The sequence below is a fragment of the Streptomyces sp. CBMA123 genome (assembly GCF_014596465.1).
In the GTDB taxonomy this organism is placed as follows: Bacteria; Actinomycetota; Actinomycetes; order Streptomycetales; family Streptomycetaceae; genus Kitasatospora.
Map to the genome: position 1 here is coordinate 1 of NZ_MECK01000116.1, position 15,850 is coordinate 15,850.

Here is a 15,850-nt window from a genome sequence, read left to right on the forward strand (position 1 = left end):
CCCCCCCCCCCCCCCCCCCCCCCCCCCCCCCCCCCCCCCCCCCCCCCCCCCCCCCCCCCCCCCCCCCCCCCCCCCCCCCCCCCCCCCCCCCCCCCCCCCCCCCCCCCCCCCCCCCCCCGCCCCCCCCCCCCCCCCCCCCCCCCCCCCCCCCCCCGGCTGCTGGTCGCCGCCGAGTCGGCCGGCGCCCTGGTGGCCGCCGAGATCGCCCACGACGGCCTGCCCTGGCGCTCCGACGTCCACGACCGGCTGCTCACCGAGCTGCTCGGCCCCCGCCCCACCGTGCCCGGCACCCAGCCCCGGGTGCTCGCCGACCTCGCCGTCGAGCTCCAACGGGCCCTCGGCGCCAAGCCGTTCAACCCCGACTCGCACACCCAGGTGCTGCGGGCCTTCGCCGAGGCCGGCATCCAGCTCGGCTCCACCCGCTCCTGGGAACTCAAGGAGGTCGACCACCCGGCCGCCCGGCTGCTGGTCCGCTACAAGGAGCTGGCCCGGATCCACGTCGCCCACGGCTGGGCCTGGCAGGACGCCTGGGCCCGCGGCGGCCGCTTCCGGCCCGAGTACGTGGTCGGCGGCGTGGTCTCCGGCCGCTGGGCCAGCCGCGGCGGCGGCGCCCTGCAGATCCCGCGCATCCTGCGCCGCGCCGTGGTCGCCGACCCGGGCTGGCTGCTGGTGGTCGCCGACGCCGCCCAGTTGGAGCCGCGGGTGCTCGCCGCGCTCTCCCAGGACACCGGCCTGGCCCGCACCGCGGCCGGCGGCGACCTCTACGAGGCGCTCGCCGCCCAGGCCTTCCAGGGCGACCGCGACAAGGCCAAGCTCGGCCTGCTCGGCGCCATGTACGGGCAGACCAGCGGCGACATCGGCCCCCTGCTGAGCACCCTGCGCCACCGCTACCCCGCCGCGATGGGCTACGTCGAGGCCGCCGCCCGCACCGGCGAGGACGGCGGCGTGGTCGCCTCCCGGCTCGGCCGGGTCTGCCCGCCCGCCTCCGCCGCCTTCCTCGACCTCACCGAGGCCGACACCGCCGGCGAGACCGGCGGCCGCACCGCCCGCGCCCGCGGCCGGTTCACCCGCAACTTCGTCATCCAGGCCAGCGCCGCCGACTGGGCGCTCGCCCTGCTGGCCGCGCTGCGCCGACGGCTGAACGAACTGCCGGTGGCCGTCCCGGCGGACCGCCCGCACCTGGTGTTCTTCCAGCACGACGAGGTGATCGTGCACACCCCGGCCAACCTGGCCGAGGAGGTGGCCGCCGCCGTCGCCGAGGCCGCCGACGAGGCCCGGCGGCTGGTCTTCGGCGACACCCCGGTGCGCTTCCCGCTCAGCACGGCCGTGGTGGACTGCTACGCGGACGCCAAGTAGCCCGGGCCCTACGGCAGCTTGCGGAAGCCGCGCGCCTCCTCGGCCGCCGCGACCACCTCGGCCAGCCCCGCCCCGGCCGAGGCGGTGACGGCGGCGGCCACCGCGCCCTCCACGAACGGCGCGTCCACCAGCCGTACGCCCGGCCTCGGTTCGTCCTCCAGCACGGTCACGGCGGTGAGCACCGAGCTGCCGAGGTCCGGCAGCACCACCACGCCCGCCCCACCGTCCGCCTCCGCGACCGCCGCGGCGATCAACTCGTAGCTGGTGCCCAGCCCGCCGTCCTCCGTCCCGGCCGCGACCACCACCCGCACGCCGTCCGAGGCGAGTTCGCCGAGCAGCTCGCGCAGCCCCTCCGCGAGCCGGGCGCTGTGCGAGACCAGAACAATGCCCACGTGTTCGCTCATGCGCCCGCCTCGCTCCGCTCGCCGGCCGCTTCGCGAGACGCGCACCCTTGGATGATTCTCTCGCTTCGCTCGGTCATGCGGCCGACCTTACGGCCCCATCCCACTGCTCCGGGAGGGTGACCAAAAACGCGCGTGTCGCGCCCCGTGCCGGTACCCCCCGTCCGGCGTAGCGTCGGGTCCGGCAGCGTCCGCGCTGTTGCGTCCGCACCAAGGTCACCCAAGGGAGCGAAGAGCGTTGAAGAAGCTGATCAACACCCCGGAGAGCGTGCTGGAGGACGCCCTGGCCGGGGTCGCCGCCGCCCACCCCGAGCTGACGGTGGACGTCCCCAACCGGGTGATCACCCGGGCCGCCCGCCCGGCCGGCCCCAAGGTCGCGCTGATCTCTGGTGGCGGCTCCGGCCACGAGCCGCTGCACGGTGGCTTCGTCGGCCCCGGCATGCTCGACGCCGCCTGCCCCGGCGAGGTGTTCACCTCCCCCGTCCCGGACCAGATGCTGGCCGCCGCCAAGGCGGTGGAGAACGGCGCCGGGGTGGTCTTCGTGGTGAAGAACTACACCGGCGACGTGATGAACTTCGAACTCGCCGCCGAACTCGCCGCCGAGGAGGGCCTGGAGGTCCGCACCGTCCTGGTCAACGACGACGTCGCGGTCGAGGACTCCACCTGGACGGCCGGCCGCCGGGGCACCGGCGCGACTGTCCTGGTCGAGAAGACGGCCGGCGCGCTGGCCGAGCGCGGCGCCGGCCTGGACGAGGTGGCCGCCCTGGGCGAGCGGGTCAACGCCGCCTCCCGCTCCTTCGCCGTCGCGCTCACCGCGGCCACCGTCCCGGCCGCCGGCAAGCCCGGCTTCGACCTGCCCGAGGACGAGATCGAGGTCGGCGTCGGCATCCACGGCGAGCCCGGCCGCCGCCGCGAGAAGCTCCGCCCGGCCCGCGACCTGGCCGCCGAGGTGGTCGAGACCATCCTCACCGACCACCACCTGACCCCGGGCGACGAGGTGATCGCCCTGCTCAACGGCCTCGGCGCGACCCCGCTGCTGGAGCTGTACGTGGTCTACGGCGAGGTCGCGGCCCGGCTCGCCGAGCACGGCATCACGGTCGCCCGCAGCCTGGTCGGCAACTACGTCACCAGCCTCGACATGGCGGGCTTCTCACTCACCCTCACCAAGGCCGACGCCCAACTGCTGGACCTCTGGGACGCCCCGGTCGACACCCCCGCCCTCAAGCGGGCCTGATGGGAGACGGCATGGACTTCGACAGCACCCTCGCCGAGGCCTGGATCCGCGCGATCGCCGCGGCCGTCGACGAGGAACGGACCCGGCTCACCGAACTGGACTCCGCGATCGGCGACGGCGACCACGGCAGCAACCTCCAGCGCGGCTTCACCGCCGCCCTCGCCGCCCTGGACGGCCTGGAGCCCGCCGGCCCCGGCGCCGTCCTCACCAAGACCGGCACCACCCTCATCTCCAAGGTCGGCGGCGCCTCCGGCCCGCTCTACGGCAAGGCCTTCCGTGCCATCGGCGCCGCCCTGCCCGAGCCCGCCGGCCCAACCGCCGTCGCCGAGGCCCTGGCAGCCGGCCTGGACGCGGTCCGCGCCCTCGGCAAGGCCGAACCCGGCGACAAGACCATCGTGGACGCCTGGACCCCGGCCGTCGCCGCCTTCCGCACCGCGGCCGCCACCGGCGCCACCCTCCCCGAGGCCGCCGCAGCCGCCGCCGAAGCCGCCGACCGGGGCGCCCGCGACACCGTCCCCCTCCAGGCCCGCAAGGGCCGCGCCTCCTACCTCGGCGAACGCAGCATCGGCCACCAGGACCCGGGCGCCACCTCCACCGCCCTCATCTTCCGCACCCTCGCCACCACCACCCGCTGAAGTCCCCACCCCCAATCCCCACCAGGAGCACCCCACCAACCCACCTCCCCTCCCCACCCACCTTCTCCCACCCACCCCCAGCACCCCCACCCACCTCCCCCGCCCACCCACCCCCGCCAACTCACCCAGGCGAGAGGGACGCGCTGCGGGAGGGGGCGGTGGAGGGGGTGGGTGCGGAGAGGGGCGTGACGGGTGATTTTCAGACTGCCAACGGCGCCCAGCCCCCCGCGATGAGGGTCGGCAGTCCGAAAATCACCCAGCCCCCGGAGCGCCCACCCCCGGAACCGCCCCCGGCACCCACCCTCCCGAAAGCCCACCCCCACGAACACACCCCCCGCTACGGTGCCCCCCCTCAGTCCATCCGACTGATCAGCAACAACAACGCGTCATCCCGCAGCTCCCCACCCGTGTGCGCCAGCAGATCCGCGTACACCCGCCCCACCGCCGCCTCCAGCTCCCCCGCCGAGCGCGCAGCTCCCCGCACCAGCGGCCCGACCCGCTCCGCCAGCGGGTAGAACTCCCCGCTCCTGCGGTGCCGGGCCTCGATCACCCCGTCCGTGCAGAGGACCAGCACGTCGTCCGGCCCGAACGGCTGCCCCCAGCTGGCCGGTTCCCCGGTCGCCAGCCGTCCGAGGCCGAGCGGTACCCACGGGTCGGGGGCGTCCAGCACGTGCGCCCGTCCTTCGCCGTCGACCCGGATCGGCGCCACGTGCCCGTACTGGAGCAGTTCCATCTCCCCGGGGGTGCGGAACTCGGCGAACAGCGCGGTGGTGAACTCCCCGTCGGGCACGTGCCGCTCGACGCTGGCCTCGATCCGCGCCGCGACGCCCCGCAGTCCGGATTCGTCGTACGCGGCCTCGCGGAAGGCGCCGAGCACCACCGCCGCGGTCTGGACGGCCGCCAGTCCCTTGCCCCGGACGTCGCCGACCGCGACCCGGGTGCCGTGCGGCGTCTCCAGCACCGAGTACAGGTCCCCGCCGATCCGTGAGGCGTCCGCCGCCGAGACGTACCGTACGGCCAGCCGCAGCGGCCCGACGGCCGGTCCGGGCAGTCGCAGCAGGGCCCGCTGGGCGGCCTCGGCGACGGAGCTGACCGCCGCGAAGGCCGCTGCCCGGCGCATCCGGATCTTGGCCACCCAGGCGGAGAACAGCGTCAACACCAGATAGCTGACCATCGCACCGTAAAGGAAGCGGGCGTCGTTGATGTTGTCGACCTGGTCGTAGTGGCTGAGTCCGAACACGGCGATCAGCCCGACCGCGCAGACCGCGAGCAGTTCGCCGGGTTTGAGGGTGAGCGCGGCGATGGCCGGGACGACGGTCATCAGCGGCGCGAGGTACCGGTCCTTGCCGGAAAGGAGGTCCGCGAGTGCGACCAGCAGGACGGCGAGCAGGGCCGGGGTGGCCCGCCGCCAGAACGGTACGTCCTGGAGGTCGGCGGCCAGCAGGGCGCCGCGCTGCCGGGCCTGCGGCAGTCCGGCGGCGGTGGGGGCCGAGGGTGACTGGGCGCGGCGGGTCGGAAACACATATCGAACATAAGGGACGATCGCGGCGCCGAACCACCCGCCCTCCCCGGTCCGGGCCCGTTTCCGGCCCGGTGGGTCGCGGGCCGCCCCCGCAGCCGTCCCGACCAGCCCCAAATGCCTGATTTGTCATAAAGTTCGACCAAAGCGGCTACTCAGCGGCTACTCAGAGGAGGCCCCGTCCGGTGTCCGGATACCGACCCGCTCCGCGCATCACCACACCCCCCGTCCGGGCGGCCGCCCGGCCCCACCACTGGGTCAAGTTCTTCGCGACCGGCTTACTGCTCTGGGCCTGCACCGTCCTGGTCACCTTCTTCACCGACAACAGCAACCTGGTCCCGACGATCGTGCTGCTCGGCAGCTTCCTCGTCCCGGCCACCGTGGTGATCTGGGCGTTCGAGCGCTACGCGGCCGACCTCGGCGCGGACCGGATCGTCACCTGCTTCGGCATCGGCGGGGTGATCGGCGTCCTGGGCGCCTCGGTACTGGAGTCGTACCTGCTCTCGCCCTCGGTGTGGATGTACGTCGGCGTCGGCCTGATCGAGGAGGCGGTGAAGCTGGCCGCGCTGGTGCTGGTCAGCCGGCGGCTGCGGGTCGTCGGGCTGCGGTACGGGCTGGTGCTGGGCGCCACCGTCGGCGCGGGGTTCGCCGCGTTCGAGAGCGCCGGGTACGCGTTCAACGCCGTGCTGAGCATCCAGGGGCTCTCGCTCGACGACCTGGTGGAGACGGAGATCCTGCGCGGGGTGCTCGCCCCGGTCGGTCACATCCTGTGGACGGCGATCATCGGCGGGGTGCTGTTCCGCGAGCGACGGGGCGGCCGGTTCCGCCTCACCGTCCCGCTGCTGCTGACGTACCTGGGCGTCTCGCTGCTGCACGCACTGTGGGACAGCATGAGCGGCATCGCCGTCTGGCTGGTCGCCCGGACCACCACCAGTGACTTCCAGCGCGCCCTGTTCGACCTGGGCTACATGCCGAACCCGTCCGGCGAGCAGGTCCACCTCTACACGGCGTACGACACCGCGGGGCTGCTGCTGGTCGCGCTGGGCGGGCTGCTCTGGCTGCGGATGCTGATCCGGCGCGAGCCCACCGCGCCGATCCCGGGGCAGTACCCCTCCGCTCCGGCCTGACCGAGGCCGTCGCCTACGATGCGATCCGCCTCCCCCACCTCTCGGGGAATACCCCGCAGGGGTATGGTGTTCGAAGAGCAGGAGAGCCACCACCCGCACCGACCTCCCGGAGGCACCGATGTCCAGCACCACCACCTACACCGTGTCCGGCATGAGCTGCGGCCACTGCGAGAAGGCGATCAGCGAGGAGCTCTCCACCCTGGACGGTGTCACCGACGTCGCCGCCGACGCCCAGGCCGGTACCGTGACGGTCTCCTCCACCGCCCCGCTGGCGGAGGAGACCGTCCGCGCCGCGATCGACGAGGCCGGCTACGAGCTGGTCGGCCGCGCCGCCTGAGCCACCCGGTACGGCGGGGCCGGTGCCGGCCCCCGCCGCACGCCCCCAGCAAGGAGCCGCTCCGCATGACCACCTCCGCCCCCGGTGTCGAGGCACGGGACCGGGTCGAGCTGTCGATCGGCGGGATGACCTGCGCCGCCTGCGCCGCCCGGATCGAGAAGAAGCTCAACCGGATGGACGGCGTCGAGGCCGCGGTCAACTTCGCCACCGAGAAGGCCCGGGTCGACTACGGCCCCGGCGTCACGATCGAGGACCTCATCGCCACCGTCGAGCGGACCGGCTACACCGCCGAAGTCCCGCCGCCCCCGGCCCCCGCCGCCCCCGAACCCGGGGAGCCTGACCCGACCGACCCGACCGACCGGGCCGACCCGCTGCGCGAGCGCCTGCTGATCAGCACCGCGCTCAGCGTCCCGGTGGTACTGCTGTCGATGGTCCCGGCCCTCCAGTTCACCGACTGGCAGTGGCTGGCCTTCGCCCTCACCGGCCCGGTCGTCGTGTACGGCGGCCTGCCCTTCCACCGCGCCGCCTGGACCAACCTCAAGCACGGCGCCGCGAGCATGGACACCCTGGTCTCGCTCGGCACCCTGGCCGCGTTCGGCTGGTCCTGCTGGGCCCTGTTCGGGGGCCACGCCGGCCGGCCCGGGATGCGCCACGACTTCTCGTTCACCGTCGGCGCCACCGACCCGGCCGGCGCGCTCTACCTGGAGACGGCCGCCGCCGTCACCGTGCTGATCCTGCTCGGCCGCCACCTGGAAGCCCGCTCCAGACGCCGGGCCGGCGCCGCCCTGCACGCCCTGCTGGACCTCGGCGCCAAGGACGTCGCGGTGCTCCGGGGCGGCCGGGAGGTCCGCCTGCCGGTGGACCGGCTGACCGTCGGCACGCACTTCGTGGTGCGCCCCGGCGAGAAGGTCGCCACCGACGGCGTGGTGGTCGAGGGCAGCTCCGCAGTGGACGCCTCGATGCTCACCGGCGAGTCCGTCCCGGTCGAGGTCACCGTCGGGGACACCGTCACCGGCGCCACCGTCAACGCGGGCGGCCGGCTGGTGGTCGAGGCGACCCGGGTCGGCGCGGACACCCGGCTGGCCCGGATGACCCGACTGGTGGAGGAGGCCCAGAACGGCAAGGCCGCCGCCCAGCGGCTGGCCGACCGGATCTCCGCGGTCTTCGTCCCCGCCGTCCTGCTGGCCGCCCTCGCCACCCTGGTGGGCTGGCTGCTGGTCACCAGCAGCTCCACCGAGGCGTTCACCGCCGCCGTGGCCGTGCTGATCATCGCCTGCCCGTGCGCCCTCGGCCTGGCGACCCCGACCGCGCTGATGGTCGGCACCGGCCGCGGCGCCCAGCTCGGCATCCTGATCAAGGGCCCCGAGGTGCTGGAGACCACTCGCACGGTGGACACCGTCGTCCTGGACAAGACCGGCACCGTCACCACCGGCCGGATGACCCTGCTCGCCGTGCACACCGTCGAGGGCGTCACCGAGGAGGAGGCGCTGCGCCTGGCCGGGGCCGTCGAGCACGCCTCCGAACACCCGATCGCCCGGGCCGTGGCCTGGGCCGCCGCCGACCGCCTCGGCGGGCTCCCGCCGGCCCAGGGCTTCCGCAGTGTCCCCGGCAGGGGCGTGGAGGGTGTCGTGGACGGCCGTACGGTCGTGGCCGGCCGCGAGGCCCTGCTGGCCGACCGCGCCCAGCACCTGCCGCCCGCGCTGGCCGAGGCCAAGCGCGGGGCCGAGCCGGCCGGGCGCACCGCGATCGCGGTCGGCTGGGACGGGGAGGCCCGGGCCGTGCTGGAGGTCGCGGACGCGGTCAAGCCGACCAGCGCCGAAGCCGTCGCCCGGCTGCGCGCCCTGGGCCTGCGCCCGGTGCTGCTGACCGGCGACAACCGCGCGGTGGCCGCCGCGGTCGCCGCCGAGGTCGGCATCGAGCCGCAGGACGTGATCGCCGAGGTGCTCCCCGAGGACAAGGTGGCGACGGTCAGGCGGCTGCAGTCCGAGGGCAGGGTCGTGGCGATGGTCGGCGACGGCGTCAACGACGCGGCCGCGCTCGCCCAGGCCGACCTCGGCCTGGCGATGGGCACCGGCAGCGACGCCGCGATCGAGGCCGGCGACCTCACCCTGGTCCGCGGCGACCTGCGAGCCGCGGCCGACGCCATCCGGCTCTCCCGCAAGACCCTCGGCACCATCCGGGGCAACCTCTGCTGGGCCTTCGGCTACAACGTGGCGGCGATCCCGCTGGCCGCCGTCGGACTGCTCAACCCGATGATCGCCGGGGCCGCGATGGCCTTCTCCTCGGTCTTCGTGGTCAGCAACAGCCTCCGGCTGCGCCGCTTCCGGCCCGCCTGAGCGGACCAGGCCTGCCCCAACCAGCCCCGAGCGGACCAGACCTGAGCCGACCAGGCCTGAGCGGACAACCCGAGGGGCCCGGACCGACACGGGACGCTGTTGGTGCGTCCGACACCGGTCCCGGCCCCTCGTCATGCCTCAACGCCCCAGCAGCTCCCCGCCGTTGCAGTGCAGGATCTCGCCGGTGATGAACCCGGCCTCGGACGAGGCGAGGAAGTGCACCGCCGCCGCGACCTCGCCGGCCTCGCCGATCCGGCCGAGCAGCGTGCGCGCCGCCCGGCGGGCCACCTCGGCCTCGTCCAGCCTCGGCCCGAAGAACTCGGTGCCGGCCACCGTGCCCGGCGCGACGATGTTGGCGGTGATCCCCGAGGTGCCCAACTGGGCGGCCAGGAAGTGGTTCCAGGCGTGCAGCGAGGCCTTCGCCGCACCGTACGAGCCGGCCCCGCGCAGGGCGGCGATGGAGCTGATGGTGACGACCCGGCCGGAGCCGGGGGTGAGCCGGTCCCGGATCGACTCGGTGAGCAGCACCACGGTCAGCACGTTGCGCTCGAAGTCGCCGCGCCAGCGGGCCAGCAGGGCGTGCGGTCCACCCCCGACCACGGTCTCCCGGCTGCCGGCGTTGTTCACCAGCACGTCGATCCGCTCGGGCAGTTCGCGCAGCGCGGCCTCGACCGCGTCCGGGTCGGCGAGGTCGCACACCAGCGGGGTGACGTTCGGTCCGAGGTCGGCCGCGGCCTTCTCCAGGACCTCACGGCGGCGACCGACGATCACCACGCGCTCACCCGCCTCGGCGAACCGCCGCGCGACTTCGTACCCGATTCCCGTGCCACCGCCGGTGACGACGACGTTCCTGGCCATCTGCGCACTCCCTCCCCAGTTCCGCCGTCGCGCGACGAGGGGGCGCGACGGTCCGTACCGGAATGCCACGATTCCTATCACGCTCGGTTGCCGTGACTGTGGGGAGGGTGACGTCGTGCGCGAGGGAAGGTGTGATATGAGCGCGGTACGAAGTGCCTACGGAGCGTGGCGAGAGGCAGCTCACACCCCCCGGGCGTAACTTCTCGCACCCTGATACGTCTTAGGTTGGTAGTGCGGCAGTTTTTCCGCTGGGCGGGGCGCGGCTAACGGCAACGTGTCCCCGCGCTTCCAGCGGCTGCCGCCGACGGGGCTCCGGCGGGCCCCGGGAACGGTCGTCGAACTCTCGACGGCCTTCGCGCACGGCGCCGGGGTGTGGCGGGTCAGGGACGCTTTGAGCGGCCGTCCCCGGTCGCAGTCGGCCCCGGAGTCGTGCGCCGTACGGTTCCGTCCCCGCGCGCGGGCCCTTCCGGGTCCGGGGTGCGGGGACGCGAAGGGGCCCGGCCGCTCAGCAGCGGCCGGGCCCCTTTCGGTGCGGTGCTCCGTCAACGGTGCTCCGTCAACGGCGCCCCGTCGGCAGTGCTTCGTCAGCGCTGCTCGAGCTCGACGTAGTCACGGATCGCGACGCCGGTGTAGATCTGGCGCGGGCGGCCGATGCGGCTGGTCGGGTCGTTGATCATCTCGTGCCAGTGGGCGATCCAGCCCGGCAGCCGGCCGAGGGCGAACAGCACGGTGAACATGCTGGTCGGGAAGCCCATGGCGCGGTAGATCAGGCCGGTGTAGAAGTCCACGTTCGGGTACAGCTTGCGCGAGATGAAGAAGTCGTCCTTGAGGGCGTGCTCCTCCAGCTTGAGCGCGATCTCCAGCAGCTCGTCGCTCTTGCCGAGCTGGCCGAGGACCTCGTGCGCGAGCAGCTTGACCTGTGCGGCGCGCGGGTCGAAGGCCTTGTACACGCGGTGGCCGAAGCCCATCAGCTTGACGCCGGCTTCCTTGTTCTTCACCTTCGTGATGAACGCGTCGACGTCGCCGCCGTCCTGCTGGATGCTCTCCAGCATCTCCAGGACGGCCTGGTTGGCGCCGCCGTGCAGCGGGCCCCACAGCGCCGAGATGCCCGCCGAGATCGAGGCGAACAGGTTGGCGTGGCTGGAGCCGACCAGGCGCACGGTGGAGGTCGAGCAGTTCTGCTCGTGGTCCGCGTGCAGGATGAGCAGCTTGTCCAGCGCGTTGACGATGACCGGGTTGAGCTCGTAGTCCTCGGCGGGGACGGCGAAGGTCATCCGCAGCAGGTTCTCGACGTAGCTCAGGTCGTTGCGCGGGTAGACGAAGGGCTGGCCCGTCGACTTCTTGTACGCGTACGCGGCGATCGTCGGCAGCTTGGCCAGCAGGCGGACGGTCGACAGGTGGCGCTGGTCCGCGTCGAACGGGTTGTGGCTCTCCGGGTAGAAGGTGGAGAGCGCGCCGACCACCGAGGACAGCATCGCCATCGGGTGGGCGTCCCGCGGGAAGCCCTGGAAGAAGCGCTTGACGTCCTCGTGCAGCAGCGTGTGCTGGGTGATCTCGCGGCTGAACTCCGCCAGCTGGTCCGCGTTGGGCAGCTCGCCGTTGATCAGGAGGTACGCGGTCTCGACGAAGCCGCCCTGTGATGCGAGCTGCTCGATCGGGTAGCCGCGGTACCGCAGGATGCCGTTGTCGCCGTCCACGAAGGTGATCGCGGACTTGTACGCGGCGGTGTTACCGAAGCCGTTGTCCAGGGTGACCAGGCCGGTCTGCGGGAGCAGCTTCGAGATGTCGAAGCCGGAGTTGCCCGCAGTGCTCTCGACGACGGGGTACTCGTACTCGCCGTCCTGGTACCGCAGTACTACCGAGTTGTCGCTCACGTCTTCCTCACCGACGAAATGAATCCTCTTCCAAGGTGCCCTGACTGTCTCCACGATCCCCCATCCGGGGGACAGTCGCGCACCCGGGGTGGCCCGGAAGGGCCCGCCCCTACAAAACCTGCTGCCGCAGCCGGTACGAACCGGACAAGATCGGCACCACTCTAGGCTCTGCCGTAAATCTCTTCACGTCAAGAGAACATTAGAGGCAACCATCCTGTTGGATAATCATCCAGAAGCAAGTCGATGATCGAGCGCGGCGTGCCGCCGACCTGCACTGACGGCCCTCACGGCCTGCGCGATCGCCTTCCGTGACCCGACCAGCACCACGAGTTTCCTCGCCCTGGTCACAGCGGTGTAGAGCAGATTTCGCTGGAGCATCGTCCAAGCGGACATAGTGACCGGAATCACCACCACCGGGTACTCACTGCCCTGCGAGCGGTGGATCGTGACCGCGTACGCGTGGGACAGCTCGTCCAGTTCGTCGAAGTCGTACGACACCTCCTCGTCCTCGTCGGTCAGCACCGTCAGCCGCTGGTCGTCCACGCTGAGGGCGGTCACCACTCCCACTGTGCCGTTGAAGACCCCGTTCCGCCCCTTGTCGTAGTTGTTGCGGATCTGGGTGACCTTGTCCCCCACCCGGAAGGTCCGCCCGCCGAAGCGCCGCTCCGCCAGCCCCTCCCGGGCCGGGGTCACCGCCCCCTGCAGCAGCGTGTTCAGGTTCCCCGCCCCGGCCGGGCCCCGGTGCATCGGTGCCAGCACCTGCACGTCCCGGCGCGGGTCGAAGCCGAACTTCTGCGGGATCCGGCGCGCCACCACATCCACCGTCAGACCGGCCGCCAGCTCCGTGTCCTCCTCCACGAACAGGAAGAAGTCCGTCAGACCCTCCGTCAGCGGCGGCTTCCCCTCGTTGATCCGGTGCGCGTTGGTCACCACGCCCGACTGCTGCGCCTGCCGGAAGATCCGGGTCAGCCGCACCGAGGGGATCGGCCCGTCCTGCGCCAGCAGGTCCCGCAGCACCTCGCCGGCCCCGACCGAGGGCAACTGGTCCACGTCCCCCACGAACAGCAGGTGCGCGCCCGGCGGCACCGCCTTGACCAGCTTGTTGGCCAGGATCAGGTCCAGCATCGAGGCCTCGTCCACCACCACCAGGTCGGCGTCCAACGGCCGGTCCCGGTCGTACGCGGCGTCGCCGCCCGGCTTCAGCTCCAGCAGCCGGTGCACCGTGGAGGCCTCCGCCCCGGTCAGCTCCGCCAGCCGCTTCGCCGCCCGCCCGGTCGGCGCCGCCAGCACCACCTTCGCCCGCTTGGCCAGCGCCATCGTCACGATCGACTTCACCGTGAACGACTTGCCGCAGCCCGGACCACCCGTCAGCACCGCGACCTTCTCGGTCAGCGCCAGCCGCACCGACTGCTCCTGCTCCGGCGCCAGCTCCGCCCCGGTCCGCTTCGCCAGCCACTCCAGCGCCACCGGCCAGTCCACCCCGGCCGACCACGGCAACCGGTCGGAGTCCGAACGCAGCAGCCGCAGCAGTTGGTTGGCCAACGAGATCTCCGCCCGGTGGAACGGCACCAGGTACACCGCGGTGATCGGCTCGCCCGCCTCCCCCGGCACCGTCTCCCGCACCACCCCCTCGGCCGCGACCAGCTCCGCCAGGCAGTCGATCACCAGCCCGACGTCCACCTGCAGCAGCTTCACGCCGTCCGCGATCAGCCGCTCCTCCGGCAGGTAGCAGTGGCCCTGGTCGCTGCTCTGCGAGAGCGCGTACTGCAGCCCGGCCTTCACCCGCTCCGGGCTGTCGTGCGGGATGCCCACCGCCTGGGCGATCCGGTCCGCCGTCAGGAAGCCGATGCCCCACACGTCCGCGGCCAGCTTGTACGGCTCGTTCCGCACCACCCCGATCGAGGCGTCGCCGTACTGCTTGTAGATCCGCACCGCCAACGAGGTCGACACCCCGACCCCCTGCAGGAAGACCATCACCTCCTTGATGGCCTTCTGCTCCTCCCAGGCCGCGGCGATCTTCTTGGTGCGCTTCGGCCCCAGCCCCGGCACCTCGATCAGCCGGCCCGGCTCGTTCTCGATCACCTCCAGGGTGTCCACCCCGAAGCGCTCCACGATCCGCTCCGCGAACCGCGGCCCGATCCCCTTGATCAGCCCCGAACCCAGGTATCGCTGGATGCCCTGGATCGTCGCGGGCAGCACCGTCGTGTAGTTCTCCACCGTGAACTGCCGCCCGTACTGCGGGTGCGACCCCCACCGCCCGTGCAGTCGCAGCGACTCCCCGACCTGCGCCCCCAGCAGCGCGCCCACCACCGTCAGCAGGTCGTTCGCGCCCCGGCCGGTGTCCACCCGGGCCACCGTGTAACCGGTCTCCTCGTTGGCGTAGGTGATCCGCTCCAGCACGCCCTCGACCTGCGCGAGCTGGCGCACCGCCTGCTCAGCCTGCCGCCCCGACTGCGCCGCCTTGCCCATCGGAGCCCCCTTCGACCGGTACGGGTGGACCATTCCGTCACGCACCGTACCGCCCGGCGGGGACAAGCCCCGACCGCCTGCGGACCCGCCGTGCACCACCCCCACCGAGGTGCCAGGCTGGAGGGTCCAGGGGGCCGTCGACCGCGCCCGTAGGGGACCGTCCGAGGAGCAGTGCCGCCATGCTCAACACCGACTTCCGCCCCGGATCCCCGGACTGGCTCGACCTGAGCAGCCCCGACACCCGGGCCTCCGTCGACTTCTACGCCGCCCTGTTCGGCTGGACCTTCGACTCGGCCGGCCCCGAAGCCGGCGGCTACGGCTTCTTCCAGCTCGACGGCCGCACCGTCGCGGCACTCGGCCCGCTCGCCGAGGACGGCACCCCGCCCGGCTGGACCGTGTACTTCGCCACCGACGACGCCGACCGCACCACCGACCTCGTCCTCGAGGCCGGCGGCCGGGTGCGGTTCGCCCCCTTCGACATCTTCACCTCGGGCCGGATGGCCGGCTACACCGACCCGACCGGCGCCGACTTCGCCGTCTGGCAGCCGCACGACACCCGCGGCCTGGACCTGGTCAACGAGCAGATCAGCCTCTGCTGGACGGAGTGCCACAGCATCGACGCCGAGCGGGCCAAGAGCTTCTACCGCACGGTCTTCGGCTGGCAGGAACAGGATGTCCCGCTCGGCGAGGTCCTCTACACCGTGCTCACCCCGGCCGGCGGCGGCACCGACGACGCCCACGGCGGCATCGTGCAGCTCGGCCCGGAACAGACCGCGCGCGGCACCAGCTCGCACTGGCTCCCCTACTTCGAGGTCCCCAACGTCGACGCCGGCCTCGCCATCGCCGGCCGGCTCGGCGCGGAGGTGCGGATCCCGGCGATGGACGTGCACGGCGTCGGCCGCCTCGCCCAGCTCCAGGACCCGCACGGAGCCGTCTTCGCCGTCATCACCAGCACCCCGGCCGGGGAGTGACCCGGCATCGGCCCAGAGGGGCCGTAGAAGGGCGCTACGGGCGTAGACAAGGGCCCTTCGGCCCGGGCAGGGAGATCCCTATCCTCTGACCATGACTGAAACGGCTGTTCTGACGATCCGAAGGGCCATCGAGGCCGACCTGCCGGCGATCGTCGCCATGCTCGCCGACGACCTGCTCGGCGCCACCCGCGAAACCCCCGACGACCTCACCCCGTACCGCACCGCCTTCGCCCGCATCGACGGCGACCCCCAGCAGCACCTGGTCGTCGCCGTACGCGCCGGCCGCATCGTCGGCACCCTGCAACTCACCCTCATCCCGGGCCTGTCCCGGGCGGGCTCCACCCGCGCGATCATCGAAGGCGTCCGCGTCCACAGCGAAGAACGCGGCAGCGGGCTCGGCACCGAACTGATCCAGTGGGCCGTCGACCGCGCCCGCGAACTCGGTGTCGACCTCATCCAGCTCACCTCGGACGCGTCCCGCACGGACGCGCACCGCTTCTACGAGCGGCTCGGCTTCGTGGCCTCGCACCTCGGATTCAAGCTGAAGCCCTGAAGCCCTCATGAAGCCCCGCTGAACCCCGGAAAACGCGAAAAGGCCCACCCGAAAACCCGGGTGGGCCTTTTCTGAAGAATTGTTCGGCGGCGTCCTACTCTCCCACAGGGTCCCCCCTGCAGTACCATCGGCGCTGTGAGGCTTAGCTTCCGGGTTCGGAATGTAACCGGGCGTTTCCCT

Annotated in this window: 13 protein-coding genes and 1 rRNA gene; 8 read left to right on the forward strand and 6 right to left on the reverse strand. The window is 72.8% G+C overall.

Annotated elements, in window-relative coordinates:
* Positions 1–159: 159 nt before the first annotated feature.
* Complete coding sequence (locus tag BG452_RS15665) at positions 160–1,356, forward strand: bifunctional 3'-5' exonuclease/DNA polymerase (protein WP_411292955.1); 1,197 nt, start codon at positions 160–162, stop codon at positions 1,354–1,356.
* An 8-nt stretch (positions 1,357–1,364) separates the two neighbouring features.
* Here BG452_RS15665 and dhaM read toward each other — a convergent pair whose 3' ends face one another.
* The gene (gene dhaM / locus BG452_RS15670; RefSeq protein WP_188304904.1) at positions 1,365–1,760 is read right to left on the reverse strand and encodes a dihydroxyacetone kinase phosphoryl donor subunit DhaM; all 396 of its coding nucleotides are present in this window, start codon (positions 1,758–1,760) and stop codon (positions 1,365–1,367) included.
* Between the two features lie 235 nt (positions 1,761–1,995).
* On the opposite strand from dhaM, the gene dhaK reads away from it, so the two are divergent.
* Together dhaK and dhaL are read left to right on the forward strand one after the other, a co-directional pair.
* On the forward strand, positions 1,996–2,991 hold the full coding sequence (gene dhaK / locus BG452_RS15675) for a dihydroxyacetone kinase subunit DhaK (RefSeq protein WP_188304905.1): 996 nt from the start codon (positions 1,996–1,998) through the stop codon (positions 2,989–2,991).
* Between the two features lie 11 nt (positions 2,992–3,002).
* Positions 3,003–3,626 (forward strand): dihydroxyacetone kinase subunit DhaL, encoded by a 624-nt coding sequence (gene dhaL / locus BG452_RS15680; RefSeq protein WP_188304906.1) that lies wholly within the window; start codon positions 3,003–3,005, stop codon positions 3,624–3,626.
* A gap of 352 nt (positions 3,627–3,978) precedes the next feature.
* Here dhaL and BG452_RS15685 read toward each other — a convergent pair whose 3' ends face one another.
* Positions 3,979–5,148 carry a PP2C family protein-serine/threonine phosphatase gene (locus BG452_RS15685; protein ID WP_317621063.1) on the reverse strand — a complete coding sequence of 390 codons (1,170 nt, stop codon included), beginning with the start codon at positions 5,146–5,148 and terminating at the stop codon, positions 3,979–3,981.
* 182 nt (positions 5,149–5,330) lie between these two features.
* On the opposite strand from BG452_RS15685, the gene BG452_RS15690 reads away from it, so the two are divergent.
* The 3 genes from BG452_RS15690 (at position 5,331) to BG452_RS15700 (ending at position 8,945) form a co-directional block, all read left to right on the forward strand.
* The gene (locus BG452_RS15690) at positions 5,331–6,272 is read left to right on the forward strand and encodes a PrsW family intramembrane metalloprotease (protein WP_188304907.1); all 942 of its coding nucleotides are present in this window, start codon (positions 5,331–5,333) and stop codon (positions 6,270–6,272) included.
* A 118-nt stretch (positions 6,273–6,390) separates the two neighbouring features.
* Positions 6,391–6,609, forward strand: a complete 219-nt coding sequence (locus BG452_RS15695; protein ID WP_188304908.1) for a heavy-metal-associated domain-containing protein — start codon at positions 6,391–6,393, stop codon at positions 6,607–6,609.
* A 65-nt stretch (positions 6,610–6,674) separates the two neighbouring features.
* Positions 6,675–8,945: a heavy metal translocating P-type ATPase gene (locus tag BG452_RS15700; protein WP_188304909.1), complete on the forward strand. Its 2,271-nt coding sequence runs from the start codon at positions 6,675–6,677 to the stop codon at positions 8,943–8,945.
* A gap of 138 nt (positions 8,946–9,083) precedes the next feature.
* Here the strand turns inward: BG452_RS15700 and BG452_RS15705 are convergent, their stop codons facing one another.
* The 3 genes from BG452_RS15705 to BG452_RS15715 all read right to left on the reverse strand — a co-directional run bounded on the left by BG452_RS15705 (position 9,084) and on the right by BG452_RS15715 (position 14,146).
* Positions 9,084–9,803, reverse strand: a complete 720-nt coding sequence (locus BG452_RS15705; protein ID WP_188304910.1) for an SDR family NAD(P)-dependent oxidoreductase — start codon at positions 9,801–9,803, stop codon at positions 9,084–9,086.
* Positions 9,804–10,387: 584 nt separating this feature from the next.
* Positions 10,388–11,677 (reverse strand): citrate synthase, encoded by a 1,290-nt coding sequence (locus BG452_RS15710; protein ID WP_188304911.1) that lies wholly within the window; start codon positions 11,675–11,677, stop codon positions 10,388–10,390.
* A gap of 225 nt (positions 11,678–11,902) precedes the next feature.
* Positions 11,903–14,146 (reverse strand): ATP-dependent RecD-like DNA helicase, encoded by a 2,244-nt coding sequence (locus tag BG452_RS15715; protein WP_223242273.1) that lies wholly within the window; start codon positions 14,144–14,146, stop codon positions 11,903–11,905.
* Positions 14,147–14,325: 179 nt separating this feature from the next.
* On the opposite strand from BG452_RS15715, the gene BG452_RS15720 reads away from it, so the two are divergent.
* Both BG452_RS15720 and BG452_RS15725 read left to right on the forward strand, forming a co-directional pair.
* Positions 14,326–15,117 (forward strand): VOC family protein, encoded by a 792-nt coding sequence (locus tag BG452_RS15720; protein ID WP_188304912.1) that lies wholly within the window; start codon positions 14,326–14,328, stop codon positions 15,115–15,117.
* 91 nt (positions 15,118–15,208) lie between these two features.
* Positions 15,209–15,670, forward strand: coding sequence for a GNAT family N-acetyltransferase (locus BG452_RS15725; RefSeq protein WP_188304913.1), 462 nt, complete (start codon positions 15,209–15,211; stop codon positions 15,668–15,670).
* A gap of 81 nt (positions 15,671–15,751) precedes the next feature.
* Here the strand turns inward: BG452_RS15725 and rrf are convergent.
* Positions 15,752–15,850: ribosomal RNA gene (gene rrf, locus BG452_RS15730) — 5S ribosomal RNA — on the reverse strand; the annotation flags it as partial.

Excerpts from the sequence above, each read along its gene's own strand:
- dhaM (WP_188304904.1), bottom strand. The coding sequence starts at position 1,760 with ATGAGCGAACACGTGGGCATTGTTCTGGTCTCGCACAGCGCCCGGCTC.
- dhaL (WP_188304906.1), top strand. The coding sequence starts at position 3,003 with ATGGACTTCGACAGCACCCTCGCCGAGGCCTGGATCCGCGCGATCGCC.
- BG452_RS15695 (WP_188304908.1), top strand. The coding sequence starts at position 6,391 with ATGTCCAGCACCACCACCTACACCGTGTCCGGCATGAGCTGCGGCCAC.
- BG452_RS15700 (WP_188304909.1), top strand. The coding sequence starts at position 6,675 with ATGACCACCTCCGCCCCCGGTGTCGAGGCACGGGACCGGGTCGAGCTG.
- BG452_RS15705 (WP_188304910.1), bottom strand. The coding sequence starts at position 9,803 with ATGGCCAGGAACGTCGTCGTCACCGGCGGTGGCACGGGAATCGGGTAC.
- BG452_RS15715 (WP_223242273.1), bottom strand. The coding sequence starts at position 14,146 with ATGGGCAAGGCGGCGCAGTCGGGGCGGCAGGCTGAGCAGGCGGTGCGC.
- BG452_RS15720 (WP_188304912.1), top strand. The coding sequence starts at position 14,326 with ATGCTCAACACCGACTTCCGCCCCGGATCCCCGGACTGGCTCGACCTG.
- BG452_RS15725 (WP_188304913.1), top strand. The coding sequence starts at position 15,209 with ATGACTGAAACGGCTGTTCTGACGATCCGAAGGGCCATCGAGGCCGAC.